The organism is Pseudomonas sp. FH4, from assembly GCF_000510915.2.
Taxonomy (GTDB): domain Bacteria; phylum Pseudomonadota; class Gammaproteobacteria; order Pseudomonadales; family Pseudomonadaceae; genus Aquipseudomonas; species Aquipseudomonas brenneri.
The window spans coordinates 203,534-229,393 of the sequence record NZ_AOHN01000044.1; the positions used below are offsets into that span (position 1 = coordinate 203,534).

Sequence of the window (25,860 nt, forward strand, 5' to 3'; positions counted from 1 at the left end):
TCAAGGCATGTGCCTTAAAAGTCATCCACCACATTGCCGTCTTTTACCTTGAACTCGCGGTTCTGCAGGTAGGCATTGCGGATAAAGGTGTATTTGTCACCGTTGATCAGCTTTTCCGCCGACAGCAGGCTGGCGCGGGTATCGATGATATCCAGGCCAAAGGCGCTGTTGCGCGATGGAATGTCGTTCATATAGCGGTACGGTTCGGTGTAGCTGTCGACGTACTTGGACGGCGCATCACGCAGGGTGCTTGGGCCCAGCAGCGGCAGCATCACGTAGGGACCGCTGCCCACGCCCCAGTAGCCGAGGGTCTGGCCGAAGTCTTCATCACTGCGCTGCAGCCCCATTTTGGTGCCCACGTCAATAAAGCCCAACACACCAAACGTGGTGTTGACCAGCAGGCGCGCAGTATCGACACCGGCCTGATGGGGCTTGAGCTGCAGCACGTTGTTGGCCAGGTTGCCTACATCGCCGATATTGCGGAAGAAGTTGTGGATACCGTCTTCGACAAATTGCGGGGTGATGAACTGGTAACCCTGGGCCAATGGCTTGAGTGCGTAGGTATCAACGGTGTCGTTGAAGGTAAAAATCGGGCGGTTGATGCTTTCCCACGGATCCTCTTCCGCAGCCTGGGCGGCGAAAGGCACCAGCAGGACGCTGGCACACACGGATAGTTGAGCAAGACACTGGCTCCAGCGCATAGCTTGAACTCCTTGATTGATCTGTCACGGGCGCTATGCCCTGAATAAGGCCGCCAGTATATGACGTAAGTGTAAGATTAGGCAGCTTGAAGGAATTGTCATTCAGAAAATGTACAATTTTCCCACAATCTCATCAGGTGTCATCTGCCTGTCACGGACCTCCGATAGCGTCACAGCTATTTTCAGGGACGTCGAAATGCCTCACCCTCAGATCGTTGCAGACAACGCCCCCTCCTTGACCGCCGTGTTGTTTGGCCTCAGTGGTTGCCTGGTGGACTTCGGTTCCATGGCCCATGCCGACTCCGTACCCGCGAGCGAAACCCTGGCCACCCCTGGCGCCCTGAAAATTCTGCAATGGCTCAATGATCAAGGCACCCCCTGTGCCTGGCTGGATGAGTTACCGCCGGCCGTCACGACACCGCTGGCCGCAGCCCTGCCGCAGTGGCTCCAGGGTACCCGCTCCGCCACCACGCCCTGGCCTGCACCCCATGCCTGCTGGCAAGCCCTGATGGACCTCAACATCGAACGCCTGGATGGCTGCGTGCTGGTCAGTGGCGAGCCGCGACTGCTGCAAGCGGGGCTCAACGCCGGGCTCTGGACGATTGGGCTGGCGTCCTGCGGGTCATTGTGCGGGCTCTCTCCGTCCCAATGGCAGGCACTGAGCGAACAGGCCCGCGAACACAAACGTGCCAAGGCCACCGTCGCGCTGTACGGGCTGGGCGTGCACTCGGTGATCGATCATCTGGGTGACTTGGGCACCTGCCTGGCAGACATCAGCCTGCGCCGGCTCAAAGGCGAGAAGCCCTGATCAAGATCATGCACAGTTGCTGCCAGTGGATTAATCTACAGGTCATCCCGTAGACCTTTCTCGGCGTGCCGTGGTCTATGCCAGTGCCTATTGATAGAAGGAAGAACACCATGCCTGCCCGCGAACAGCTACAAGAACAGGTCAATATCTTGCGCGAGCAACTGGAGAAGCATCCAGAGCTACCCCAGGAAAAACGTGACTCACTAATAGCATTGATTGCAAAATTTGAAGTGCAGCTCCAATTGGAACCCGCTACTCAGCCGCCCAGTATTACCGAGGATCTGAACCAGGCGGTCGGACGCTTCGAGCTAGACCATCCAGGTATTGCCGGAGTACTGCGTAACATTGTGGTGACTCTGGGTGGTATCGGCATCTGATAGTAAACATTCAAGCCCATTAGCCACGTGCTCCTGCTTGTTCTCTTTCGACACAACAAAAGTCCGATGCTTTAGCTGGCATCGGATCTTTATGCACGCACGGACACCACCTCGCAACATCGCTCCCCCTTGGGTCACAGACAAGAGTCATCTGTTAACACCCCCATGAAAAACTTCGTCGTATAGCGGAACCCAATCTGCAGTATTTGCCACCTAGCCTGTGAGAGGAATGACCCTCTTATTTGATTTCGGAGCATTTACCTACAATGGAAGCTATTGCAAACAATCCCGCATCGCCACAAACACAATCATCGCTTCAACCCAACGATCGGTCACAAGAAAAGGGCTCAAGTACATCAGAAGTCTTGGGATCGTTCCAGGTTGCAACGCCAGAGGATATTGCGAGCTTAAAGCAGGCTAAACTGGATTCAGACAAAATCACATACTGAAAGTAACGGTTTGGACGCTTAGCTAGTAAGGGTGGTGGAAGTGAATCTTTCCGCCACCCCATCGCTCATCAGATTTATTGACGGGCCAGGCGCAGGTTCTGGAACGACACATCCTCGGTACTGCGATACGGGTTGATATCCAACCCGCCCCGACGCACATACCGCGCATACACCGTCAATTTCTCAGGCTTGAGCAACCGCTGCAGGTCGAGAAAGATCCGCTCCACGCACTGCTCATGAAAGTCCGAGTGCTGGCGGAAACTCACCAGGTACGCCAACAAGCTGGCGTGATCCAGCGCCGCGCCGCGATACTCCACCGCCACGCTGCCCCAATCCGGCTGGCTGGTCACCGGGCAGTTGGATTTGAGCAGATGGCTATGCACGCTCTCCTCCACCACGCGGGAATCGTCACAGCGCAGCAGTTCCGGGCGTGGGTGCTCGTAGTTGCTGACACTGATATCCAGCTCATCGATGCACACGCCCGGCAGGCTGCCCACACCTTCGCCTTCCACTTCGGCCAGGCTGCGAATGCGCACGCCTACCGGTTTGCCAGCTGCCGCACTCAGGTCCGTACGCAGGGTTGCCTCAAGACTTGGCATGTCGGCAAACGGCGTCTGGTTCAACGAGTTGAGGTAAAGCTTGAAAGATTTCGACTCGATGATGTTCGGCGAGTCAGCCGGGATGCTGAACTCACCGATAGCCACCACCGGCTTGCCAGAGGGCAGCAGCCAGGACAATTCAAAGCAGTTCCAGAAATCCACGCCTTTATAGGGCAGCGTCTCGGCGCTCAGGCCCAGCTCGGCCCACTTGGCCGCGCGCGGAATCGGGAACAGCAATGAAGGGGTGTAAGTGGAGATGTATTCACTGGACTTGCCCAGCGGCGAATGTTCGGCTGCGGGATGCATGGCGGAAACCTGGCTAAATAAACCCCGCCAGTCTAACAGCCTTTGCTCCCGCCTTTGAGCCCAGGGTTTACTTGCTGATAGTCAGCTTGCCGACCATCCCTGCCTGATAGTGCCCAGGGATATTGCAGGCAAACTCCAGCGCACCGGCCTTGCTGAAGGTCCAGGTCAGTTCGGCGCTCTTGCCCGGCTCCACCAGCACACTGTTGGGATCGTCATGCTTCATGCCGCCCATGTCGCCATGGCCCATGGCTGCGTGGTCCATCTGGCCCATGCCGGTGGCGGTCAGCATGCCACTGGCCTGCATCTTGAGCATTTCCTTCTGGTGATCGGCATGCATGGTCGCGTCACCCAGATTGAATTCGTGCAGCAACTGGCCCTTGTTGACCAGCACAAAGCGCACCGTCTCACCGGCTTTTACGTCAAGAGACGTAGGGGCGAAGGAAATATCCTGCAGCACCACCTCCACTGTACGAGTGGCCTTGGTTGCCGGCGCAGCCTCGCCAAACGCGAAAGTGTGGGCGCCATCGGCCAGTGCCGGGACGCTCAACACCAACAGGCAACTTGCCAACCACCAAGATTTACGCAAAAACATGTTTATCCTCCAAAGGTATAGGAACAGCCTGTGGGACACTCTAATAATGCACCGCTGCCAGCTACCTGACTGCTAGATTACAAAATTGTCAGGTTATGCCAGTTCCCCTGTGCACACGGTATAAAGCCCGCTGCTACCCGTTGCCATGAGTTGCCTATGAAACTGCTGATCGTCGAAGACCAACCTAAAACCGGCCAATACCTGCGCCAGGGCCTGGCCGAAGCCGGATTCAATACCGAACTGGTGGCCGATGGCACCACCGGTCAGCACCTGGCGCTGACCGGCGACTACGACTTGCTGATCCTCGATGTGATGCTCCCGGGTCGCACTGGCTGGCAAATTCTCCAGGCGGTGCGCAGTGCCGGTCTGGAAATCCCGGTATTGTTTCTGACCGCGCGGGATGCGGTCGAGGATCGGGTCCACGGCCTGGAACTGGGCGCCGATGATTATCTGGTCAAGCCGTTCGCGTTCTCCGAACTGCTGGCCCGGGTGCGCAGCCTGTTGCGCCGGGGCAGCAGCACGCCCCAGGAGACCAGCCTGCACCTGGCCGACTTGCGCCTGGACTTGATCCGGCGTCGCGTGGAGCGCAGCAACCAGCGCATCGACTTGACCGCCAAGGAGTTCGCCCTGCTGGAAATGCTCCTGCGCCGCCAGGGCGAAGTGCTGCCAAAATCGCTGATTGCCTCCCAGGTCTGGGACATGAACTTCGACAGCGACACCAATATCATCGAAGTGGCCATCCGCCGCCTGCGCTTGAAGATCGATGACGGTTTTCCCAACAAGCTGATCCACACCGTACGCGGCATGGGCTATGTGCTGGAAGAGCGGTTCAGTTGATGAAGCGCATCTCCCTGTCCAGCCGCCTGGCGTTGTTGTTTGCCGGCTGCACCGCCGTGGTCTCGCTGCTGGCAGGCGTGTTGTTCAGCCAGGCCAGCGAGAAACACTTCATCGAACTGGACCAGCAACTGCTCGACAGCAAGCTGATGGCCCTGCGCAGCGCCCTGCAAGACGCCGATACCCCAACGCTGTTCGCCCAGCGCCAAGCCGCACTGGCAGACGAACTGAGCCATCAACCCGATCTGTCCGTGCGCATCAATGCCGCCGATGGCCAGCGCTGGTTTGACAGCTCCCCGCGTATTCCCGCCGAATTGCCCACCACGCCTGGCCTGCACAGCCTGCAAAACGCCGGCACCAATTACCGGGTGTACAACGCCCCCTTGAACCCAGGCAAACCGGGCTCCGCGCAGTTGATCCTGATGCTGGACATCACCCATCACCAACACTTCCTGCAACGCATGCAACACCTGATCTGGCTGACGGTCGGCCTGTCTGCCCTGGCAACCGCGCTTCTCGGCGCCTGGGCCGCACGCAGCGGGCTGCGGCCCCTGCGGCGGATGACCGAAGTGGCCAGCCGCGTGCGCGCCCACTCCCTGACCCAGCGCCTGCCCCAGGAACAGATGCCGGCCGAACTGGCGGAACTGGCCCAGGCCTTCAACGCCATGTTCAGTCGCCTGGACGATGCGTTCCAGCGGCTTTCGGCATTCTCCGCCGATATCGCCCACGAACTGCGCACACCTTTATCAAACCTGCTGACCCAGACCCAGGTCATCCTTACTCAGCCTCGGCCGCTGGAGGACTACCGCGAAGCGCTGCACAGCAACCTGGAAGAACTGCAATGGATGGCCCAACTGGTCAATGACATGTTGTACCTGGCCAAGGCCGACCACGGTTTACTCAACCCCAGACGCGAGCCCCTGGCCCTGGCCGACGAGGTAGATGCCTTGCTGGAGTTCTTCGCGCCATTGGCCGAGGATGCCCAGGTCAACCTGTTGCGCGACGGCAGCGCCAGCGCCGCCGGTGACCGCAGCATGCTGCGCCGGGCGTTTTCCAATCTGCTGGACAATGCCCTGCGCTTTACCCCGCCGGGCGGTGAAGTGCGGGTGAGGATCAGCGAAAACGCCCAGGGCGTGAACCTGAGCGTGGAAAACACCGGAACCGGGATTCCCCAGGGGTTGCTGACCAAGCTGTTTGACCGGTTCTACCGCGTGGACCCGGCACGGCATGAAGGCAGCAGTGAGCATGCGGGGCTGGGGTTGGCGATTACCCAGTCGATAGTGCGGGCGCATGGGGGGAGGATTTTCTGTGAGTCACAGCCGGGGTGGACGCGGTTTGTGATTGAGTTGCCCAAGAGGGATTGATGCAAGCTGGGCGGGCCTCATCGCGAGCAAGCCCACACCCACATTTGACCCCATTTCAAAGAGAGTACGCGGTACAAATGTGGGAGCGGTCTTGCTCGCGAAAGCGGTCTTGAACCCTACGAATATCTCAGGGCATGCGCCGGCTCAATCTTCGCCGCGCGATACGCCGGGTAGATCGTCGCCAAAAAGCTCAACACAAACCCGGCACTGCAAATCAGCAGCACATCGCCACCTTGCAGTTCCGAAGGCAGGTTGCTGACAAAATACACGTCCGAACTAAAGATATGCTGCCCGGTCACGCGCTCCATCCAGCCCACCAGTTCGCTGACGTTCAGCGCGGCAATCACCCCCAGCACGCCGCCAATCAGGGTGCCGACGATACCGATCACCGTGCCCTGGACCATGAAGATCGCCATGATCTGCCGCGGCGTGGCGCCAATGGTGCGCAGGATCGCAATGTCCGCGCCCTTGTCGTTCACCACCATGATCAGCGTGGCGATGATATTGAAGGCCGCGACAGCCACGATCATCAGCAACAACAGGCCGATCATGGTCTTTTCCATCTTCATCGCGCTGAACAGGCTGCCCTGGGTATGGGTCCAGTCGTCCGCCTTGTAGGCTGCACCGAGGCCTGTGGCGATATCCGCCGAAACCTTGGGCGCCGCATACAGATCCTTGACCGCCAGGCGCACGCTTTGCACCTGGTTGGGCTGCCAATGCAGCATTTGCGCGGCATCGGCGACGTGGATCAGGGCCATCGAACCATCCAGCTCGGCACCGACCTTGAACACGCCCACCACGTTCAACCGCTGCATGCGCGGGGTGATACCGCCAGGAGCAGTGCTGATTTCCGGGACGATCAGCGTCAGCTTGTCGCCCACATTCAGGCGGAAACGGCGCGCGGTAATTTCCCCGATCACCACGCCGAACTCACCCGGCTGCAGGTTTTCCAGGCTTCCCTGGACGATATGCTGGGTGACGATGGACACCTTGCCTTCCTGGGCCGGATCAATGCCGCTGATCTGGATCGGTTGCATCGAGCCCTTGTACGACAGCATGCCTTCCATCTCGGTGAACGGCACGGCCGCCGTGACTTCCGGGTTCTTCAGGGCAGCCGCCGCCACCGGTTGCCAGTCGCTGATCGGGTTGACGCCGACGATGGTGGCGTGCGGCACCATGCCAAGGATGCGTGAGCTCATTTCCCGCTGGAAACCATTCATCACCGACAACACCACGATCATCGCCAGCACGCCCAGGGCGAGGCCGATCATCGAGGTCATCGAGATAAACGAGACAAAACGGTTGCGGCGCTTGGCGCGGGTATAGCGCGTGCCGATGAAAATCGATAACGGTCTGAACATTCGCTTGCACCGCCTGAAAAAATAGAAAACCCAGGCACGGGGGCCCGGGCTTGAAACAGGTCAAATGGCGACCAGATGACCTTCCTGCAGGTGCAGCACACGGTCCATCTGCCGGGCCATGCTCATGTCATGGGTCACCACCAGGAACGCGGTGCGCATCTGGGTGCTCAGCTCCAACATCAAGTCCTTGATGCCCTGGGCAGTGTGGGAGTCGAGGTTGCCAGTCGGCTCGTCGAGCATCACCAGGCCCGGGTTGTTCACCAGGGCACGGGCAATCGCCACACGCTGGCGCTCGCCGCCGGACAACTCTGCCGGTTTGTGCTCCAGGCGATGGCCAAGGCCGACGCGCTCCAGCAACGCCGTGGCACGCTGGCGCGCCTGCGGGATCGCGGTCTTGCCGATCAACAGCGGCATGCACACGTTTTCCAGGGCGGTAAACTCTGGCAGCAAGTGGTGGAACTGATACACAAAGCCCAGGGAGCGATTGCGCAACTGGCCACGGGCCTTCTCGTTCAAGGCCGAGAGTTCTTCACCGGCCAGCCACACACTGCCATGGGACGGCGTATCGAGGCCGCCCAACAGGTTGAGCAAGGTACTTTTACCGGAGCCGGAACTGCCGACGATCGCCACGCGCTCGCCAGGGTGGAGTTCAAGCTGCAGGTTGGACAACACCACCACCGATTCCGGGCCTTCCTCGTAGGATTTGCCCAGGTTGCGGCAGCTCAGGATTGCTTTTTCACTCATGCCCGATTCACTCATAACGTAAAGCCTGCGCCGGCTGGGTACGTGCCGCGCGCCAGGCTGGATACAGGGTGGCAAGGAAACTCAGGACCAACGCGGCGCCGCCCACCATCAACACATCCTGGCTCTGCACCTGGGATGGCAAATAATCGATGAAGTAGACGTCGGCGTTGAGAAACTTGTGGCCGATCAGGGTTTCGACACCGGCGATGGCGGCGCTGACGTTCAGCGCGGCGAAAATCCCCACCACCGTGCCGATCACGGTACCGACCACACCGATCACCGTACCCTGGACCATGAAGATCGCCATGATCTGCCCCGGCGTGGCGCCGAGGGTGCGCAGGATGGCGATATCGCCCTTCTTGTCGTTCACCACCATCACCAGGGTGGAGATGATGTTGAAGGCCGCCACCGCGACAATCAGCAGCAATAACAGGCCGATCATGGCTTTTTCCATGCGGATCGCCTGGTACAGGTTGCCGTGGGTACGGGTCCAGTCGCGGGCGTAGTATTGGCTTTCACCCAACTGCTGGGCGATTTCCCAGGCACCGCGCGGCGCCTCGAACAAGTCGTTGAATTTCAGGCGCAGGCCCTGCACCTGATCCGGCTTCCAGCGGTGCAGGCGGGCCAGGTCGGTAAGGTTGGTCAAGCCGAGGAAGCCGTCGATCTCGCCGGCACCGACATGAAAGATGCCGACCACGGTAAAGCGCTTCATGCGCGGGAACATACCGGCCGGGGTCACCGTGACCTCAGGGGCGACAAAGGTCAGCTTGTCGCCGATGGCCACGCCCAGCTTGGCTGCTGCGCGGTCACCAATGACGATGCCGAAACTGCCAGGCGTAAGGGCGTCGAGTTGGCCCTGCTGCATGAACTGGTCAATGATCGAGACCTTGCGCTCCTGCGCCGGATCGATGGCATTGAGCAGGACTTTCTGCACCTTGCCATCGTTGGTCAACAGGCCCTGCATCTGGGTAAACGGCGCGACGGCCAGCACCTTGGGGTTCTGCTTGACCTTGTCGGCCAGGCCTTGCCAGTCAGCCAGGGGCTCACCGGACTCGATGGTCGCGTGGGGCACCATGCCCAGCACGCGGGTGCGCATCTCATGATCGAAGCCATTCATCACCGATAGCACCACAATCATCACGACCACGCCCAGGGCGAGTCCGATCATGGAGGTCAGGGAAATGAACGACACAAAATGATTGCGACGCTTTGCACGGGTATAACGCGTGCCGATAAATACGAAGAGAGGTCTGAACATGTCGGGGCTTGTTCGGAGGAAAAGAAGACGTCCCGGTGGCGGGGTCTGGTAAGCAGCTTTACACTCAGACCATTACCGTTACCTGGGGTTCGCCATGACGACATTAGATGAAGAAGATCGCCGCGAATACTACCGTATCGACGACATGATCGCACTTCAAATCAAAAGCCTGCCTGCCGCCCAAGCGGTGAGCAAGGAAGTGTTGCTGGATGATTCCCCACTGTTCAATCTGCTCAGTGAACTGCACCTGAGCGAATTCGAATCCCAGCACCTGCTGCGCCAGCTTGGCGAGCGCGACCGCACCCTCGCCGCCTTCCTCAAGGTGCAGAACAAACGCATGGATTTGCTCAGCCAGGTCATGGCGCAAAGCCTGCTGGGTGAGATCGGCGCACCGCAGCCGGTGATCATCTCCGAAGGCGGTATCGACTTCCAGCACCCCACGCCACTGCCGCCGGGCAGCCACCTGGCGGTCAAGCTGGTACTGATGCCCCAGGCCCTTGGCCTACTGTTAAGAGCCAAAGTCACCCATTGCGACCCGAAAGGCAGCGGCTTCGACGTTGGCACCGAGTTCGAGTCCATGACCGACGCCCAGCGCCAGTTGCTGGCCCGCTACATTCTGCAAAAACAGGCCCAGGAACGGCGCCTGGCCCGCGAACAAAACGACGGCCTAGACACCTGATTTCGTATTTATCCAGCCAGGACACCTGGCGCAAAGGAGCATCTGTGACCCTGATTTATGGCCATCGCGGCGCCAAAGGCGAAGCACCGGAAAACACCCTGACCAGCTTCCAGCAATGCCTCAAGCACGGCGTGCGCCGTTGCGAACTGGACTTGCACCTGTCCATGGACGGCGAGTTGATGGTGATCCACGACCCGACCCTCAAGCGCACCGCCGACCGCCGTGGCAAGGTGGTGGAATACGCCGCCGCCGACCTGGTGAAGATGGACGCGCGCAAGGGCGGCCCGGGCTGGGTCACCCCCTGCCCGATCCCACGCCTGGAAGAGCTGTTCGAAAAGTGCGACTTCGACCACTGGCAACTGGAAGTCAAAAGTGCCTCGCGCACCCGCGCCGCGACCACCGTGCTGGCGATTCGGGAAATGGCCCAGCGGTTTGGCCTGCTGGACAAGGTCACCGTGACCTCAAGCTCGCGGGAAGTGTTGAAGGCCGCATTGGACCTGACGCCGGACCTGTCCCGTGGACTGGTCGCCGAATATGCCTGGCTCGACCCGCTGAAGGTCGCGCAGAACTACGGCTGTGAGATTCTGGCGTTGAACTGGACGCTGTGCACCCCCGAGCGACTGGAAAAAGCCCAGCGCCAGGGCCTGCACGTGTCTGTGTGGACAGTCAACGAACCCGCGCTGATGCGCAGGCTCGCCGACTTCGGCGTAGATAGCCTGATTACAGACTTTCCCGGTTTGGCCACTGCCACTCTCGGGAATTACTGAAATCGGTCTCCCCGGCCGGCTCAGGCCACCGGCCGGAGCCGCTCAAAAAAGCCGGTTGAGGCCGTCGTACGCGGCAACCCGATAGGCTTCGGCCATGGTCGGGTAGTTAAACGTGGTGTTCACAAAATACTTGAGGGTATTTTGCTCACCCGGCTGGTTCATGATGGCCTGGCCGATGTGCACGATCTCCGAGGCCTGGTAGCCGAAGCAATGCACGCCGAGCACTTCCAGGGTCTCGCGGTGGAACAGAATCTTCAGCATGCCTTGCGGCTCGCCGGCGATCTGCGCACGCGCCATGCTCTTGAAGAACGCCTTGCCCACTTCGTAAGGCACCTTGGCCTTGGTCAGCTCGTGTTCGTTCTTGCCGATGGAGCTGATCTCGGGAATCGTGTAGATCCCGGTCGGCACGTCATTCACGTAGCGCCAGCTGCCATTGTCGACAATGCTGCCAGCGGCCGAACGGCCCTGGTCGTGGGCAGCACTGGCCAGGCTCGGCCAGCCGATCACATCGCCCGCACCGTAGATGTTGGTGACGCAGGTGCGATAGTTTTCATCCACCTCGATCTGGCCACGGCTGTTGACCTTGACCCCGATGTTTTCCATGCCCAGCTTGTCGGTGTTGCCGGTACGGCCATTGCACCAGAGCAAGGCATCGGCCTTGATCTTCTTGCCGGACTTGAGGTGCAGGATCACCCCGTTGTCCAGGCCTTCAACGCGGTCGTATTCCTCGTTGTGGCGCACGGTGATGTTGTTGTTGCTGAAGTGGTAACTCAACGCCTGGGAAATTTCCGAGTCGAGGAAGCTCAGCAACTGGTCGCGGTTGTCCACCAGCTCCACCAGTACACCCAGGCCGCTGAAGATCGAGGCGTATTCACAGCCAATCACGCCGGCGCCATAGATGATCAGTTTGCGCGGGGTGTGGCCCAGGCTGAGGATGGTGTCGCTATCGTAGATACGCGGGTGGTGGAAATCGATATCCGCCGGGCGATACGGGCGCGAGCCGGTGGCGATAATGATGTGCTTGGCCACCAGTTTCTCGACCACGCCATTGGCGCAGACCACCTCGACGGTTTGCTCGTCGGCGAAGCTGCCGGTACCAAAGAACAAGTCGACGCGGTTACGGGCGTAGTAGCCGGTACGCGAGGCAACTTGCTTGGAAATCACCTTTTCGGCGCTTTTCAGTACATCCGGGAACGAGAACCAGCGCGGCTCACCAATGGCCCGGAACATCGGGTTGGTGTTGAACTGCATGATCTGGCGCACCGAGTGACGCAGGGCCTTGGACGGGATGGTGCCCAGGTGGGTGCAGTTACCGCCGACCTGACGCCGGCTATCGACCATCGCCACCTTGCGCCCAGCTTTGGCGGCGTTCATCGCCGCACCTTCTCCAGCTGGGCCGGAACCCAGTACCACCACGTCGTAGTTGTAGACAGCCATGCGTACTCCTCAGAACAGGCCAGGGCGCACGGTTGGGCGCCTGGCTAAATCATGCCGCGGCCAGCGGTCATGAAGGATCAAATAGGCTCAGGTGTGTGAGCCGGGGCACAGTCTATATAAGGCTCAACGCCGCGCACATTAACCCTTGGTCGCGTCGTAGGCCAGTTTTGCCTTTACTACACCGTATTGATTACGGCTTGACCGGCGTCAGTTGTTCGAACGCTTTGTTGCTGCGTGTGACGAAAACATCCCCCTCACGCATCACAAAAAATGCCGCGATTTGGTGTTTTTCTGCATAGTCCCAGCCTTCTTCAGGCCCCAACACCAACAGCAACGTCGATAAACCGTCGGCCATCAACGCCGAAGGATCCAGCACCGTGACCGACGCCAGGTGATGGGTAATCGGCGCCCCACTGCGGGCATCGAGGGTGTGGGAATAGCGGCGACCATCCTGCTGGAAATAATTGCGGTAGTCACCTGAAGTCGATACGCCGAAACCGTCCACCGCGATAATCCGCTCGGCCACCTGCTGGTCATCACGCGGTTCTTCCAGGGCCACGCGCCAGGGCGTGCCGTCAGGTTTGCGCCCGGCGGCCTTGAGTTCGCCAGTCACTTCGACCAGATACCGGTGAATACCCAACTGCTCAAGCCGCCCGGCAATCCGGTCCACCGTGTAGCCGGCGGCGATGCTGTTGAAGTCCACTTGAACCGCCGCATCCTTGCACAACTGGCCAGCCTCGATGCGCAGATGCTGATGGCCGACGCGCTGGCGTGCCTGGGCCAACGCCATGGGGTCCGGGACCTTTACCTGCCGCGCCTGGGGACCGAAGCCCCACAGGTTCAGTAGTGGCTCGACCGTCAGGTCAAAAGCGCCGCCACTGGCCTGGGACAACTGCTCGCCGGTGCGCACCAGGTGCAGGATCGGCTCGGGCATCGGCTGGCAACTGTTGGCCGGCAGATCGTTGAAGCGCTCTATGTCGGAATCGCTGCGATAGGTCGACATCTGCCGGTCGACCTCACCAAGGATGCTCTCCGCTTGCGGCTGCACATCACTGGCCGCCGGCGTGCCGGGGGTGCGGACATATTTGATCGAATAAGTGCTGCCCATGGTCGGGCCACCAAAAGCCTCCAGAGACTCACCTTTGTCGCAGCCCGCCAGGATAGCCAACAAAGCCCCCACCACTGCGTATCGCAAACCGTCCATAAGCCACACAACCTTATCGCTACTGAAAACTGAATGAAGCCGCACTCAAGCATATTTTCGGGGCGGGCCATTATGCGGCATGTCGTCGCCTGATGAGGCCTGGCCAGGGGCTAATAGCCAGCTTGCTAACGGTTTTTGTTGCTCACCACCACGGATACACATATGGTTACAAAACTCTTTGGCGCCGCCGCGCGCCTAGATCCTGCAGCACGGACGAACAACAACCAGGGATTTCCAACAAGATAGCCAGTTGAGTAAATGACATGTCCAGCACCACGGGCAAAGGCAAGGCGATCTTTCGCGTTGTCAGCGGTAACTTCCTCGAAATGTTCGATTTCATGGTCTACGGCTTCTACGCCACGGCCATCGCCAAGACCTTCTTCCCTGCCGACAGCGCCTTTGCGTCCCTGATGCTGTCCCTGGCGACCTTCGGTGCCGGGTTCCTGATGCGCCCGCTGGGGGCGATTTTCCTCGGTGCCTACATCGACCGCCACGGCCGTAAAAAAGGCCTGGTGATCACCCTGGCCATGATGGCTGCCGGCACCGTGCTGATCGCCTGCGTCCCTGGCTACGCCACCCTCGGGGTGGCCGCACCGCTGATCGTGCTGTTTGGCCGGTTGCTGCAAGGCTTTTCTGCGGGTGTCGAGCTGGGCGGGGTCTCGGTGTACCTGGCAGAAATCGCCACCCCGGGGCGCAAGGGTTTCTTTGTCAGTTGGCAGTCCGCCAGCCAACAAGCCGCCGTGGTATTTGCCGGCCTGCTGGGCGTAGGCCTGAACCATTGGCTGAGCCCCGAGGAAATGGGTGAATGGGGCTGGCGCGTGCCGTTCCTGATCGGTTGCCTGATCGTGCCAGTGATCTTCGTGATTCGCCGCTCCCTGGAAGAAACCCCGGAATTCCAGGCGCGCAAACATCGCCCTACCCTGCAGGAAATCATCCGCTCCATTGGCCAGAATTTCGGCATCGTCCTGGCCGGCATGGCGTTGGTGGTGATGACCACGGTGTCGTTCTACCTGATCACCGCCTACACACCGACCTTCGGCAAGGCCGAGTTGCACCTGTCAGACCTCGATGCGTTGCTGGTTACCGTGTGCATCGGCTTGTCGAACTTCTTCTGGCTGCCGGTCATGGGGGCAGTGTCGGACAAGATTGGCCGTAAACCCCTACTGCTGGGGGCGACTATTCTGGCCATCCTCACGGCGTACCCGGCTCTGTCGTGGCTGGTGGCCAACCCCAGCTTCAGCCATCTGCTGATCGTCGAGCTGTGGTTGTCGTTCCTTTATGGCTCGTATAACGGCGCCATGGTGGTCGCCCTGACCGAGATCATGCCAGTTGAGGTGCGCACCACCGGTTTCTCCCTGGCCTACAGCCTGGCGACCGCGACCTTTGGCGGCTTTACTCCAGCGGCCTGTACCTACCTGATCCATGTGCTGGATAACAAGGCCGCGCCGGGGATCTGGCTCAGTGGGGCGGCGGTGCTGGGGTTGGTTGCGACCCTGGTGCTGTTCAAGGGTAACCGGCATGAACTGCGCACTGCGCAGGCTTCGGTGGTCGGTGGGGCCTGATAGATCGCTATCGCGGGCAAGCCCGCTCCCACATTTGAATGTATTCGCAAATCAAACTGTGGGAGCAGGCTTGCCCGCGATGAGGCCTTGAAACCCAACACAAAACCCCCAGGCATAAAAAAGCCCCGAACCAGTCGGGGCTTTTTCATTTAGCGCTGATGCTTAGCGTGGGAACGCAGGCGGGTTGACCCCAGCCATGTCTTCCATCACGCGTACCACCTGGCAGCTGTAACCGAACTCGTTGTCGTACCAGACGTACAGAACAACGCGGTTATCCTGGGTGATGGTCGCTTCAGCATCCACCACACCGGCGTGGCGTGAGCCAACGAAGTCAGTCGATACCACTTCCTGGGAATTGACGAAGTCGATTTGCTTATGCAGATCGGAGTGCAGCGCCATGTAGCGCAGATACTCGTTCATCTCTTCACGGGTGGCGGCTTTCTCAAGGTTGAGGTTGAGAATGGCCATCGACACGTTCGGCGTTGGCACACGGATCGCGTTACCGGTCAGCTTGCCGGCCAGCTCAGGCAGGGCCTTGGCAGCAGCGGTGGCCGCACCGGTCTCGGTGATGACCATGTTCAGCGCGGCGCTACGGCCACGGCGATCGCCCTTGTGGAAGTTGTCGATCAGGTTCTGGTCGTTGGTGTACGAGTGAACGGTTTCGACGTGGCCGTTGATGATGCCGAACTTGTCATTCACTGCCTTGAGCACCGGCACGATGGCGTTGGTGGTGCAGGAAGCGGCGGACACGATCTTGTCGTCAGCGGTGATTTCGTTGTGGTTGATGCCGTGAACGATGTTCTTCAGCTTGCCCTTGCCAGGCGCGGTCAACACAACGCGGTCGATACCCGGGCAGGCCAAATGCTGGCCCAGGCCGTCGGCATCACGCCATACACCGGTGTTGTCCACCAGTAATGCGTTCTGGATGCCGTACTGGGTGTAATCCACCTCAGTCGGGTTCTTCGCGTAGATCACCTGGATCAGGTTACCGTTGGCGGTGATGGTGTTGTTTTCTTCGTCGATGGTGATGGTGCCATTGAACGAACCGTGTACCGAGTCGCGGCGCAAGAGGCTGGCGCGCTTGGTCAGGTCGTTCTCGGCGCCTTTGCGCACGACAATGGCCCGCAGGCGCAGGCCGTCGCCACCGCCGGTTTTTTCGATCAGGATGCGCGCCAGCAGGCGGCCGATACGACCGAAGCCGTACAACACAACGTCGGTGCCTTTGCGGGCCGCAGCGTTTTGCTGGCCAACCACGTCGGCCATTTCTTCACGGACGAACTGCTCGGCAGTACGGCCATTGCCTTCGTTGCGGAATTTATAGGCCAACTTGCCCAGGTCCACCGAAGCCGCGCCGAGCTTGAGCTCGCTCATGGCTTTAAGCAGAGGGAATGTTTCGTGGACGGAGAGTTCGCTATCGTCGGCAGAACGATGGCGAGCAAAGCGATGAGCCTTGAGAATCGCGATGACTGATTGGTTGATCAGGCTGCGGCCATAGATCGAGCTCACCACATTGTTATTGCGGTACAGCTGACCGATAAGCGGAATCATCGCTTCAGCGAGTGCTTCACGGTCGATCCATTCACCAAGACACTGGTCGGGCTTCTGAGTCACGGGAACCTTCCACATGTAGGGGCAGAAAAAAGGGGCTACATTATGCCGCCCGACCGCCCTCGGAGCAATGCGCGCCACGCAACAAAAGCCCTTGCAAATAATTTTCGCCGCGCTACAGCCCAGTAAATACGCGGCTTCCAGCGTACCCCTCAGGGAAAGACCCGGGCGACTTGTCCGTAACCCTCCGAAACATCCATGCATTTTTGCACTACATATCGAGTCAAAACCGCGCATTGTTTGTCTTAGCCACTACATTTCCTACAAACCGTAATAGGCACAGTCAGCAACTGACAGGCGGCACTCCGGGCCGTTACAATTACCGACTTTGTCGCAACGCTGGAGCTCAACCTTCCGTGCCCGTCCTGCGTCTACCGCTACTCCCTGCCGAGGCAGGTAAACAGCATTGGGGCAATCTGCCCGGTGCCGCCCTGAGCCTGGCCATTGCCGAGGCTGCCAGTGCAGCCAAGCGCTTTACCCTGCTACTGACCGCCGACAGCCAAAGTGCCGAACGGCTGGAGCAGGAGCTGAGCTTCTTCGCCCCCGATTTGCCGGTGCTGCATTTCCCGGACTGGGAAACCCTGCCCTACGACTTGTTCTCGCCGCACCAGGACATCATCTCCCAGCGCATCGCCAGCCTGTACCGCTTGCCGGAACTGGCCCACGGCGTGCTGGTGGTGCCGATCACCACCGCCCTGCACCGCCTGGCGCCGACCAAGTTCCTGCTCGGCAGCAGCCTGGTGCTGGATATCGGCCAGAAGCTCGATGTGGAGCAAATGCGCACCCGCCTGGAAGCCAGCGGCTATCGCTGCGTCGATACGGTGTACGAGCATGGTGAGTTCGCGGTGCGCGGTGCGCTGATCGACCTGTTCCCGATGGGCAGCAAACTGCCCTACCGCATCGACCTGTTCGACGACGAAATCGAGACCCTGCGCACCTTCGACCCGGAAAACCAGCGTTCCATCGACAAGGTGCAGTCGATCAAGCTGCTGCCGGCCCGGGAATTCCCACTGCAAAAAGACGCGGTCACACGCTTCAAGGCGCGCTTTCGCGAACGCTTTGACGTGGACTTCCGCCGTTGCCCGATCTTCCAGGACTTGAGCAGCGGGATTACCCCCGCCGGTATCGAGTACTACCTGCCGCTGTTCTTCGATGAAACCTCGACCCTGTTCGATTACCTGCCCCAGGACACCCAGGTGTTCTCGCTGCCAGGCATCGAACAGGCAGCGGAAAACTTCTGGAACGATGTGCGTAACCGTTATGAAGAGCGCCGCGTCGATCCATCCCGGCCTTTATTGCCGCCTGCCGAGCTGTTCCTGCCGGTAGAAGACTGCTTCGCCCGCCTCAAGAACTGGCCGCGCGTGGTCGCCAGCCAACAGGATGTGGAAGCCGGTGTCGGTCGCGAACGCTTCCCCGCCCAGGCCCTGCCGAACCTGGCCATCGAAGCCAAGGCCACCCAACCACTACAAGCGCTGTCCGACTTCCTCGGCGACTTCCCGGGCCGCGTGCTGTTTACCGCCGAATCCGCCGGGCGCCGCGAAGTGCTGCTGGAGTTGCTGGAACGCCTGAAGCTGCGGCCAAAAACCGTCGACAGCTGGCCGGACTTCGTGGCCGGCAAGGACCGCCTGGCGATCACCATTGCCCCGCTCAACGAAGGCTTGCAACTGGATGATCCGGCCCTGGCGCTGATTGCCGAGAGCCCGCTGTTCGGCCAACGCGTGATGCAGCGCCGGCGCCGGGAAAAACGTGCAGACGCCAACAACGACGCGGTGATCAAGAACCTTACCGAACTGCGCGAAGGCGCACCGGTGGTGCATATCGACCACGGTGTGGGGCGCTACCTGGGCCTGCAGACCCTGGAGATCGACAACCAAGCCGCTGAATTCCTCACTATGGAATACGCCGAGGGCGCCAAGCTCTACGTGCCCGTGGCCAACCTGCACCTGATCGCACGCTACACCGGCAGCGACGACGCCCTCGCGCCGTTGCACCGCCTGGGCTCCGAGACCTGGCAGAAAGCCAAGCGCAAGGCCGCCGAACAGGTGCGCGACGTGGCCGCCGAACTGCTGGACATCTATGCCCGTCGTGCAGCCCGCGAAGGTTATGCGTTCGCCGACCCGAAGGCCGACTACGCCACCTTCAGCGCCGGCTTCGCCTTCGAAGAAACCCCGGACCAGCAAACCACCATCGATGCGGTGCGCGCCGACATGCTCGCACCCAAGCCCATGGACCGCCTGGTCTGTGGCGATGTGGGCTTCGGCAAGACCGAAGTGGCGATGCGCGCCGCGTTTATCGCGGTGCATGGCGGCCGCCAGGTGGCGATCCTGGTGCCGACCACCCTGCTCGCCCAGCAGCACTACAACAGCTTCCGCGACCGCTTTGCCGACTGGCCGGTGACCGTGGAGGTGATGAGCCGCTTCAAGTCGGCCAAGGAAGTGAATGCCGCTGTCGCCGATCTGGCCGAAGGCAAGATCGACATCGTCATCGGCACCCACAAACTGCTGTCGGACGACGTGAAGATCAAGAACCTGGGCCTGGTGATCATCGACGAAGAACACCGCTTTGGCGTGCGCCAGAAGGAGCAGCTCAAGGCCTTGCGCAGCGAGGTCGACATCCTCACCCTGACCGCCACGCCGATCCCACGCACGCTGAACATGGCGGTGTCGGGCATGCGCGACCTGTCGATCATCGCCACGCCGCCGGCGCGACGCCTGTCGGTGCGCACGTTCGTCATGGAGCAGAACAACAGCACGATCAAAGAGGCCCTGCTGCGCGAGCTGCTGCGCGGCGGCCAGGTCTACTACCTGCACAACGATGTAAAAACCATCGAGAAATGCGCCGCCGACCTCGCCGAACTGGTGCCGGAAGCGCGGATCGGCATCGGCCACGGGCAGATGCGCGAGCGCGAACTCGAACAGGTGATGAGCGACTTCTACCACAAGCGCTTCAACGTGCTGATCGCCTCGACCATCATCGAGACCGGCATTGACGTGCCGAGCGCCAACACCATCATTATCGAGCGTGCCGACAAGTTCGGCCTGGCGCAGTTGCACCAACTGCGTGGCCGGGTCGGGCGCAGTCACCACCAGGCCTATGCCTACCTGCTGACGCCACCGCGCCAGCAGATTACCGGTGACGCCGAAAAACGCCTGGAAGCCATCGCCAACACCCAGGACCTGGGCGCGGGCTTTGTGCTGGCCACCAACGACCTGGAAATCCGTGGCGCCGGTGAACTGCTGGGCGACGGCCAGAGCGGGCAGATCCAGGCCGTAGGCTTCACCCTCTATATGGAGATGCTGGAGCGCGCGGTGAAGGCCATCCGCAAAGGCGAGCAGCCGAACCTCGACCAACCACTGGGCGGCGGCCCGGAAATCAACCTGCGTTTGCCGGCGTTGATTCCCGAGGACTACCTGCCAGACGTGCATGCGCGGCTGATCCTGTACAAGCGCATCGCCTCGGCCACCGACGAAGAAGGCCTCAAGGACCTGCAAGTGGAGATGATCGACCGCTTCGGCCTGTTGCCGGAACCGACCAAGAACCTGGTGCGCCTGACCCTGCTCAAGTTGCAGGCCGAGCAACTGGGGATCAAGAAGGTCGACGCCGGCCCTCAAGGCGGGCGTATCGAGTTCGAAGCGCAGACGCCGGTGGACCCGTTGGTGTTGATCAAGTTGATCCAGGGCCAGCCCAACCGCTACAAATTCGAAGGTGCCACGCTGTTCAAGTTCATGGTGCCGATGGAACGTGCAGAAGAGCGCTTTAATACACTGGAGGCGCTGTTTGAACGCCTCATCCCGAAATCTGCTTGAAGGACGCCCCATGCGCCTGTTTCGTATCCTGAGCCTGTTGTTGGTGGTAGTCGCACCTTCGGCGTTTGCCGACAGCCTCTACCAGGTGGAAATGATCCTCGTCCGCCAGAATGCGGAACCCCAGCTCAACAGCCGGCCCGCCCCGGAAAACTGGGCTGTCGACGCGCGCCAGGGCATCGAGAAAATCAGCCCGCCACGCCTGAACAATATCGTCGAGAAACTCCAGGCCAGTGGTGACTACACCGTGCTGCTGCACAAGGCCTGGGAACAGAACCTGGGCGAACAGGCGGTCAAGCTGAAGATCACCGATGGCCAGGAACAGTTCGGCCAGTTCCCCATCCAGGGCACCCTGGACCTACAACTGGGGCGCTTCACCCGGATTGATGCGAGCTTCTGGCTCAACCAGTTCGACAGCAACGGCAGCGTGATTGCCAGTGAACACCTGAGCCAGCCGGACGTACGCACCAAGAACAACCAACTCAACTACCTGGACGGCGGCCACCTGGCCCTACTGGTCAAGATCACCTCCCTCACCGCCAAACCACCGAGCGCACCACCGCCCGGCCTGGCGGACTGATCCAGTACCATGTCCCTGCCGTCGCCGCTGACCAAACCCCTGGCGCCTTCCTGGGCCAACCGCTTCAAGGAGCAAAGCCTGGAGCGCGGCCGGCGCTACGCCCTGGAAAACCGCGTACGCATCGTCGAGTCAGGCGACAGCACCATCATCGCCAGCTGCGAAGGCTCAGGCGGCAATGTCTACCGCCAGACCATCTCCCTGCGCGAATCGGCCAAAGGCACCTTGATCCTGGTGGACAGCCGCTGCACCTGCCCCGTGCACACCAACTGCAAACACATTGCCGCAGTACTTCTGCAGGTTCAGGAAACCCTGGCCTTTCCGGCAGCGGCCAAGGACGCCGAGCTGCTGGAGAAGCTCCAGGCCGTGCTGGATAACCGCGTAGTGCTGCCACAAGTGGTGCTCGAAGACGTGCAGCCGATCCCGCGCCTGTGGCTGGCCAGCATCGAGTTCAGCGCCTTTGAGCCGCGCAACGGCAAGATGCAGCGCTACATCCAGCACCGCGCGGCGCTGTCGTTCAACTACCTGGACAACTACGTCAGCGGCCAGAAAAATGCCGACATCGTAGTCCGCCAGGAAACCCAGAGCCTGCGGATCAAGCGCCATCCCGAGATCGAGCAACAGTATCGCGAACAATTGCGCCTGCTCGGTTTCAAGATCGCCACCCGCCAGAGCAAGGCCTTGCCGGAAAGCGCCGGCGAGCTGTTTGAGATGGTCAATGACAGCGCCTGGCTGAACTTCACCCTCAACGCCTCGCCCACCCTGCGCGCCGAGGGTTGGGAGTTGCAGATCGATGAGGACTTCGGCTTCGACCTGAGCCCCGTCGATGACTGGTACGCCAGCGTCGATGAAGTGCCGGAACGCGACTGGTTCGACCTGGAGCTGGGGATTATCGTCAATGGCGAACGCCTGAGCCTGCTGCCGATCCTGTTGAACCTGATGCGCTCCCACACCGAAATCCTCAACCCGGAAAAGCTCGCGCGCCGCCGCGACGACGAACTGATCCTGGTGAACATCCCCGGTTTGCCCAATGGCGGCCACGGCCCACTGCAGGTGGCGCTGCCCTATGGCCGGCTCAAACCGGTGCTGGCAACCCTCGGCGAGTTCTACCTGCAAGAGCCCGGCAGCACCGCCTTGCGCCTGGCCAAGGCCGACGCCATTCGCCTCAACTCGCTGGAAGACCTGCCCCTGCAATGGGAAGGCGGCGAACTTATCCGCAACTTTGCCCAACGCCTGCGGGATATCAAGGACTTCACCTGCACGGCGCCCGAGGGCCTGAACGCGACATTGCGCCCGTATCAGCTCGAAGGTCTGAGCTGGATGCAGTCCCTGCGGCAACTGGAAGTGGGCGGGATTCTCGCAGACGACATGGGCCTGGGCAAAACCCTGCAGACCCTGGCGCATATTCTCAGCGAGAAAATCGCCGGGCGCCTGGACCGACCGTGCATGGTGGTGATGCCGACCAGCCTGATCCCCAACTGGCTCGACGAAGCGGCGCACTTCACCCCGCAGCTCAAGGTCCTGGCGCTGTACGGAGCCGCACGCAAGAAGCACTTCGCGCAACTGCAAGATTACGACCTGCTGCTGACCACCTATGCCCTGCTGCCCAAGGACATCGAGCAACTGGCCGCGCAGCCGCTGCATGTGCTGATCCTCGACGAAGCCCAATACATCAAGAACCCCACCAGCAAGGCCGCCCAGGCCGCCCGCGAGCTGAATGCACGCCAGCGCCTGTGCCTGAGCGGCACGCCGCTGGAAAATCACCTGGGCGAGCTGTGGTCGCTGTTCCACTTCCTGCTGCCGGGTTGGCTGGGTGATGTTAAGAGCTTCAACCGTGATTACCGCGTGCCCATCGAAAAACGCGGCAGCGAGGTGCGATTGCAGCACCTCAACGGCCGGATAAAACCGTTCCTGCTGCGCCGCACCAAGGAACAGGTGGCCACCGAGCTGCCGCCCAAGACCGAGATCATCCACTGGGTCGATCTCAATGAAGCCCAGCGTGACGTGTACGAAACCATGCGCCTGGCCATGGACAAGAAGGTCCGCGACGAGATCACCCGCAAGGGCGTGGCCCGCAGCCAGATCATCATTCTTGAAGCGCTGCTAAAGCTGCGCCAGGTCTGTTGTGACCTGCGCCTGGTCAACGATGCCACCCTGCCCGCACGCGGCAGCAGCTCGGGCAAGCTCGACAGCCTGATGGAGATGCTTGACGAGCTGTTTGCCGAAGGGCGCAGGATTCTGCTGTTTTCCCAGTTCACCTCAATGCTCAGCCTGATTGAGATCGAGCTGAAAAAACGCGGAGTCGCCTATGCCTTGCTGACCGGCCAGACCCGTGATCGGCGCACGCCGGTCAAGGACTTCCAGAGTGGCAAGTTGCAGATCTTCCTTATCAGCCTCAAGGCCGGTGGCGTCGGGCTTAACCTGACCGAAGCCGACACCGTGATCCACTACGACCCGTGGTGGAACCCTGCCACGGAAAACCAGGCCACCGACCGCGCCTACCGCATCGGCCAGGAAAAACCGGTGTTTGTGTACAAGATGATTGCGCGCGGTACCGTGGAAGAGAAGATCCAGGCGTTGCAGCAGGAAAAGTCAGACCTGGCGGCGGGCGTGCTGGATGGACGCACCACTGGCGACTGGAAGTTGGGCAACGAGGATATCGAGGCGCTGTTTGCGCCGCTGCCCAATAAGCAAGAGAAGCGCTGACTGTTAGGCCACTATCGCAAGCAAGCCACACATTTTGATCTGTGAATACATTCAAATGTGGGAGCTGGCTTGCCTGCGATAGGCGCACCTCAATCCTATTCGATCAACTGAGCATCCCGAAGCGCGCCGAGCGCCGCCAACCAACGTGGGTCCTGCTTATAGTCAGTCGAGGCAATCGCCTGCCCACGCATACGGGCAATCCGCGCCGACGGCGTGACCTTCATGCGCTGGGCTGCACTCAGGGCCAGCTCGGCGGCCGCACGGTCATTGCACACCAGACCCATATCGCAACCTGCGCTCAAAGCGGCCTCGATACGGCTCGCCGCATCCCCCACCACATGAGCACCGGCCATGGACAGGTCATCACTGAAAATCACCCCATCGAACTGCAACTCACCGCGCAGGATGTCTTGCAACCAGCGGCGCGAGAAACCTGCCGGCTGGTTATCGACCTGCGGGTAGATCACATGCGCAGGCATCACAGCAGCCAACTGCTTGCTCAGGCGTGCGAACGGCACCAGGTCATGGGCGCGAATCTGTTCCAGGCTGCGTTCGTCATTGGGAATGGCGACGTGGGAGTCTGCCTCGGCCCAGCCGTGGCCCGGGAAATGCTTGCCAGTGGCAGCCATGCCGGCGCTGTTCATGCCCCGGATAAAGGCCCCGGCCAGCAACGCGGCGCGCTCGGGATCGCCTTCGAACGAGCGCGTGCCTACGACGGCGCTGCGCTGGTAGTCGAGGTCCAGCACCGGGGCGAAGCTCAGGTCCAGGCCAACAGCCAGTACTTCCGTGGCCATGACCCAGCCGCACTGCTCGGCCAGGTATTCGGCATTGGGATTGTCCGCCAGGGCGCGCATGGCCGGCAGACGCACAAAGCCCTGGCGCAGGCGCTGCACTCGCCCGCCTTCCTGATCGACAGCCAGCAGCAGGTCCGGGCGTACCGCGCGAATAGCCGCGCTCAACTCCCGCACTTGCCGTGGATGTTCGATGTTGCGCGCAAAAATGATCAGGCCACCCACTTCAGGCTGGCGCAACAAGTGACGATCTTCAGCCGTCAGCCAGGTGCCGGCGACGTCCACCATCAAAGAGCCTTGCAGGGCAGCAGTCATAATTTTTCCTTGAATGACGCGCGCACCCCGTCACCTTGCCAGGCTTGACCTGGCAAGGTGACGGGGTGCGGGTAACTGTTTGAAATCGGCATGGGCGGCTAGCTTAGCGGATGCAAGCGGTGGCGCCCAGACGCCAGTGGTTAAACCTTGGCAGGCACGGGCACAGACTTGCTGCGGGGGCGCAACTGCGCGGCCACCATGGCCGGGTCGGTGACACCGCTTTCGGCACGCATGCCGGCTGCCAGGAAAGGCACCATCAGGCGCATCACCTGCTCGATGGAGGTATTGACCCCGAAATCCGTCTCGGCAATGGCGCGCAAGGCCTTGATCCCCGACATGCTGAATGCCGCAGCACCGAGCATGAAGTGCACGCGCCAGAACAATTCGATAGGGGGAATACGCGGGGCCGCCTCGTTGACCAGCAACATATAACGACGGAATACCTTGCCGTACATGTCCTCAAGGTAACGTCGCAAGTGGCCCTGGCTCTGACTGAAAGCCAAGCCCAGCAGGCGCATGAAGATCGACAGGTCGTTGCCACTGCGCGGTTGTACCACCAGGGCCTGTTCGACGAGGATTTCCAGCAGGTCTTCCAGGCTTGGCTTATTGTCAGGCTTGGCCTGGCGCCGCTCCAGCTCACGGTCGAGGCTGATACAGAACGGCCCGAGGAAGCGTGAGAACACCGCCTGGATCAAAGCCTTTTTCGAGCCGAAATGATAGTTCACTGCCGCCAGGTTGACCCCGGCCTTGCTGGTGATCAGCCGCAATGAAGTTTCAGCAAATCCTTTTTCCGCGAACAACTGCTCGGCAGCATCGAGAATGCGTTCAACGGTTTCCGACTGGGCCATGGCTACTCCGCCTGACAAACACTTGTTTGAAACATACGTTTCACCTTGTGCAATGTCAAGCCTGCAGGTCCGTTTTCCGGCCGGGCAGTCACCCGATTCGCACCTATTTAATCACATCTTCAACGGCCTGTTGGCAGCGCTATCCCAAGGCTTTGCAAGGACCGACGGAT

21 protein-coding genes are annotated in these 25,860 nt (G+C 60.6%); 10 read left to right on the forward strand and 11 right to left on the reverse strand.

Annotation, left to right across the window (positions count from 1 at the left end; all coding sequences use genetic code 11):
- Positions 1–14 precede the first annotated feature (14 nt).
- A complete protein-coding gene (locus H097_RS25265) occupies positions 15–701 on the reverse strand; it encodes a VacJ family lipoprotein (RefSeq protein WP_032863289.1) in 687 nt (228 codons plus the stop codon).
- Between the two features lie 196 nt (positions 702–897).
- Here H097_RS25265 and H097_RS25270 point away from each other — a divergent pair, with 196 nt between their 5' ends.
- Together H097_RS25270 and H097_RS25275 are read left to right on the forward strand one after the other, a co-directional pair.
- The gene (locus tag H097_RS25270) at positions 898–1,509 is read left to right on the forward strand and encodes a hypothetical protein (protein WP_032863290.1); all 612 of its coding nucleotides are present in this window, start codon (positions 898–900) and stop codon (positions 1,507–1,509) included.
- Between the two features lie 110 nt (positions 1,510–1,619).
- Positions 1,620–1,886 carry a DUF4404 family protein gene (locus H097_RS25275; protein ID WP_032863291.1) on the forward strand — a complete coding sequence of 89 codons (267 nt, stop codon included), beginning with the start codon at positions 1,620–1,622 and terminating at the stop codon, positions 1,884–1,886.
- A gap of 523 nt (positions 1,887–2,409) precedes the next feature.
- Here H097_RS25275 and queF read toward each other — a convergent pair.
- Positions 2,410–3,240 carry an NADPH-dependent 7-cyano-7-deazaguanine reductase QueF gene (gene queF / locus H097_RS25280; protein WP_032863292.1) on the reverse strand — a complete coding sequence of 277 codons (831 nt, stop codon included), beginning with the start codon at positions 3,238–3,240 and terminating at the stop codon, positions 2,410–2,412.
- A gap of 67 nt (positions 3,241–3,307) precedes the next feature.
- The gene (locus H097_RS25285) at positions 3,308–3,832 is read right to left on the reverse strand and encodes a cupredoxin family protein (RefSeq protein WP_032863293.1); all 525 of its coding nucleotides are present in this window, start codon (positions 3,830–3,832) and stop codon (positions 3,308–3,310) included.
- 156 nt (positions 3,833–3,988) lie between these two features.
- Between H097_RS25285 and H097_RS25290 the strand changes: the two genes are divergently transcribed.
- Positions 3,989–4,669: a heavy metal response regulator transcription factor gene (locus H097_RS25290; protein WP_032863294.1), complete on the forward strand. Its 681-nt coding sequence runs from the start codon at positions 3,989–3,991 to the stop codon at positions 4,667–4,669.
- Entirely contained in the window at positions 4,669–6,030 is a 1,362-nt protein-coding gene (locus H097_RS25295; protein WP_032863296.1) for a heavy metal sensor histidine kinase, read from the forward strand. Before H097_RS25290 ends, H097_RS25295 begins: the two co-directional genes overlap by 1 nt.
- 116 nt (positions 6,031–6,146) lie before the next feature.
- On the opposite strand, the gene H097_RS25300 is transcribed toward H097_RS25295, so the two are convergent.
- The 3 genes from H097_RS25300 to H097_RS25310 are packed head-to-tail and all read right to left on the reverse strand — an operon-like array spanning position 6,147 to position 9,393.
- Complete coding sequence (locus H097_RS25300; protein WP_032863297.1) at positions 6,147–7,391, reverse strand: lipoprotein-releasing ABC transporter permease subunit; 1,245 nt, start codon at positions 7,389–7,391, stop codon at positions 6,147–6,149.
- A 60-nt stretch (positions 7,392–7,451) separates the two neighbouring features.
- Complete coding sequence (lolD, locus tag H097_RS25305) at positions 7,452–8,135, reverse strand: lipoprotein-releasing ABC transporter ATP-binding protein LolD (RefSeq protein ID WP_167360824.1); 684 nt, start codon at positions 8,133–8,135, stop codon at positions 7,452–7,454.
- Positions 8,136–8,142: 7 nt separating this feature from the next.
- On the reverse strand, positions 8,143–9,393 hold the full coding sequence (locus tag H097_RS25310; RefSeq protein WP_032863300.1) for a lipoprotein-releasing ABC transporter permease subunit: 1,251 nt from the start codon (positions 9,391–9,393) through the stop codon (positions 8,143–8,145).
- Between the two features lie 94 nt (positions 9,394–9,487).
- On the opposite strand from H097_RS25310, the gene H097_RS25315 reads away from it, so the two are divergent.
- The gene (locus H097_RS25315) at positions 9,488–10,072 is read left to right on the forward strand and encodes a PilZ domain-containing protein (protein ID WP_032863301.1); all 585 of its coding nucleotides are present in this window, start codon (positions 9,488–9,490) and stop codon (positions 10,070–10,072) included.
- Between the two features lie 44 nt (positions 10,073–10,116).
- A complete protein-coding gene (locus H097_RS25320; RefSeq protein WP_032863302.1) occupies positions 10,117–10,839 on the forward strand; it encodes a glycerophosphodiester phosphodiesterase in 723 nt (240 codons plus the stop codon).
- 42 nt (positions 10,840–10,881) lie between these two features.
- Here H097_RS25320 and sthA read toward each other — a convergent pair whose 3' ends face one another.
- Both sthA and H097_RS25330 read right to left on the reverse strand, forming a co-directional pair.
- Complete coding sequence (sthA, locus tag H097_RS25325) at positions 10,882–12,276, reverse strand: Si-specific NAD(P)(+) transhydrogenase (protein WP_024074093.1); 1,395 nt, start codon at positions 12,274–12,276, stop codon at positions 10,882–10,884.
- A gap of 190 nt (positions 12,277–12,466) precedes the next feature.
- A complete protein-coding gene (locus tag H097_RS25330) occupies positions 12,467–13,480 on the reverse strand; it encodes an FAD:protein FMN transferase (RefSeq protein WP_050593446.1) in 1,014 nt (337 codons plus the stop codon).
- Positions 13,481–13,743: 263 nt separating this feature from the next.
- Here H097_RS25330 and H097_RS25335 point away from each other — a divergent pair, with 263 nt between their 5' ends.
- Positions 13,744–15,042: an MFS transporter gene (locus tag H097_RS25335; protein WP_032863304.1), complete on the forward strand. Its 1,299-nt coding sequence runs from the start codon at positions 13,744–13,746 to the stop codon at positions 15,040–15,042.
- Between the two features lie 162 nt (positions 15,043–15,204).
- Here H097_RS25335 and H097_RS25340 read toward each other — a convergent pair whose 3' ends face one another.
- Positions 15,205–16,668, reverse strand: a complete 1,464-nt coding sequence (locus H097_RS25340; RefSeq protein WP_032863305.1) for a glyceraldehyde-3-phosphate dehydrogenase — start codon at positions 16,666–16,668, stop codon at positions 15,205–15,207.
- Positions 16,669–17,006: 338 nt separating this feature from the next.
- Here H097_RS25340 and mfd point away from each other — a divergent pair, with 338 nt between their 5' ends.
- From mfd to H097_RS25355, 3 genes are read left to right on the forward strand one after another with little or no spacing between them, the layout of a single operon-like run.
- Entirely contained in the window at positions 17,007–20,456 is a 3,450-nt protein-coding gene (gene mfd, locus H097_RS25345) for a transcription-repair coupling factor (RefSeq protein ID WP_032863306.1), read from the forward strand.
- A gap of 10 nt (positions 20,457–20,466) precedes the next feature.
- Positions 20,467–21,033, forward strand: coding sequence for a CsiV family protein (locus H097_RS25350; protein ID WP_032863307.1), 567 nt, complete (start codon positions 20,467–20,469; stop codon positions 21,031–21,033).
- Between the two features lie 9 nt (positions 21,034–21,042).
- A complete protein-coding gene (locus H097_RS25355; protein WP_032863308.1) occupies positions 21,043–23,736 on the forward strand; it encodes a DEAD/DEAH box helicase in 2,694 nt (897 codons plus the stop codon).
- Positions 23,737–23,831: 95 nt separating this feature from the next.
- Here H097_RS25355 and nagZ read toward each other — a convergent pair whose 3' ends face one another.
- The gene (gene nagZ / locus H097_RS25360) at positions 23,832–24,842 is read right to left on the reverse strand and encodes a beta-N-acetylhexosaminidase (protein WP_032863309.1); all 1,011 of its coding nucleotides are present in this window, start codon (positions 24,840–24,842) and stop codon (positions 23,832–23,834) included.
- A gap of 140 nt (positions 24,843–24,982) precedes the next feature.
- Entirely contained in the window at positions 24,983–25,690 is a 708-nt protein-coding gene (gene psrA / locus H097_RS25365) for a transcriptional regulator PsrA (RefSeq protein WP_032863310.1), read from the reverse strand.
- Positions 25,691–25,860: the final 170 nt, after the last annotated feature.

Excerpts from the sequence above, each read along its gene's own strand:
- H097_RS25265 (WP_032863289.1), bottom strand. The coding sequence starts at position 701 with ATGCGCTGGAGCCAGTGTCTTGCTCAACTATCCGTGTGTGCCAGCGTC.
- H097_RS25270 (WP_032863290.1), top strand. The coding sequence starts at position 898 with ATGCCTCACCCTCAGATCGTTGCAGACAACGCCCCCTCCTTGACCGCC.
- H097_RS25275 (WP_032863291.1), top strand. The coding sequence starts at position 1,620 with ATGCCTGCCCGCGAACAGCTACAAGAACAGGTCAATATCTTGCGCGAG.
- queF (WP_032863292.1), bottom strand. The coding sequence starts at position 3,240 with ATGCATCCCGCAGCCGAACATTCGCCGCTGGGCAAGTCCAGTGAATAC.
- H097_RS25285 (WP_032863293.1), bottom strand. The coding sequence starts at position 3,832 with ATGTTTTTGCGTAAATCTTGGTGGTTGGCAAGTTGCCTGTTGGTGTTG.
- H097_RS25290 (WP_032863294.1), top strand. The coding sequence starts at position 3,989 with ATGAAACTGCTGATCGTCGAAGACCAACCTAAAACCGGCCAATACCTG.
- H097_RS25295 (WP_032863296.1), top strand. The coding sequence starts at position 4,669 with ATGAAGCGCATCTCCCTGTCCAGCCGCCTGGCGTTGTTGTTTGCCGGC.
- H097_RS25300 (WP_032863297.1), bottom strand. The coding sequence starts at position 7,391 with ATGTTCAGACCGTTATCGATTTTCATCGGCACGCGCTATACCCGCGCC.
- lolD (WP_167360824.1), bottom strand. The coding sequence starts at position 8,135 with ATGAGTGAAAAAGCAATCCTGAGCTGCCGCAACCTGGGCAAATCCTAC.
- H097_RS25310 (WP_032863300.1), bottom strand. The coding sequence starts at position 9,393 with ATGTTCAGACCTCTCTTCGTATTTATCGGCACGCGTTATACCCGTGCA.
- H097_RS25315 (WP_032863301.1), top strand. The coding sequence starts at position 9,488 with ATGACGACATTAGATGAAGAAGATCGCCGCGAATACTACCGTATCGAC.
- sthA (WP_024074093.1), bottom strand. The coding sequence starts at position 12,276 with ATGGCTGTCTACAACTACGACGTGGTGGTACTGGGTTCCGGCCCAGCT.
- H097_RS25330 (WP_050593446.1), bottom strand. The coding sequence starts at position 13,480 with ATGGACGGTTTGCGATACGCAGTGGTGGGGGCTTTGTTGGCTATCCTG.
- H097_RS25335 (WP_032863304.1), top strand. The coding sequence starts at position 13,744 with ATGTCCAGCACCACGGGCAAAGGCAAGGCGATCTTTCGCGTTGTCAGC.
- H097_RS25340 (WP_032863305.1), bottom strand. The coding sequence starts at position 16,668 with ATGTGGAAGGTTCCCGTGACTCAGAAGCCCGACCAGTGTCTTGGTGAA.
- H097_RS25350 (WP_032863307.1), top strand. The coding sequence starts at position 20,467 with ATGCGCCTGTTTCGTATCCTGAGCCTGTTGTTGGTGGTAGTCGCACCT.
- H097_RS25355 (WP_032863308.1), top strand. The coding sequence starts at position 21,043 with ATGTCCCTGCCGTCGCCGCTGACCAAACCCCTGGCGCCTTCCTGGGCC.
- nagZ (WP_032863309.1), bottom strand. The coding sequence starts at position 24,842 with ATGACTGCTGCCCTGCAAGGCTCTTTGATGGTGGACGTCGCCGGCACC.
- psrA (WP_032863310.1), bottom strand. The coding sequence starts at position 25,690 with ATGGCCCAGTCGGAAACCGTTGAACGCATTCTCGATGCTGCCGAGCAG.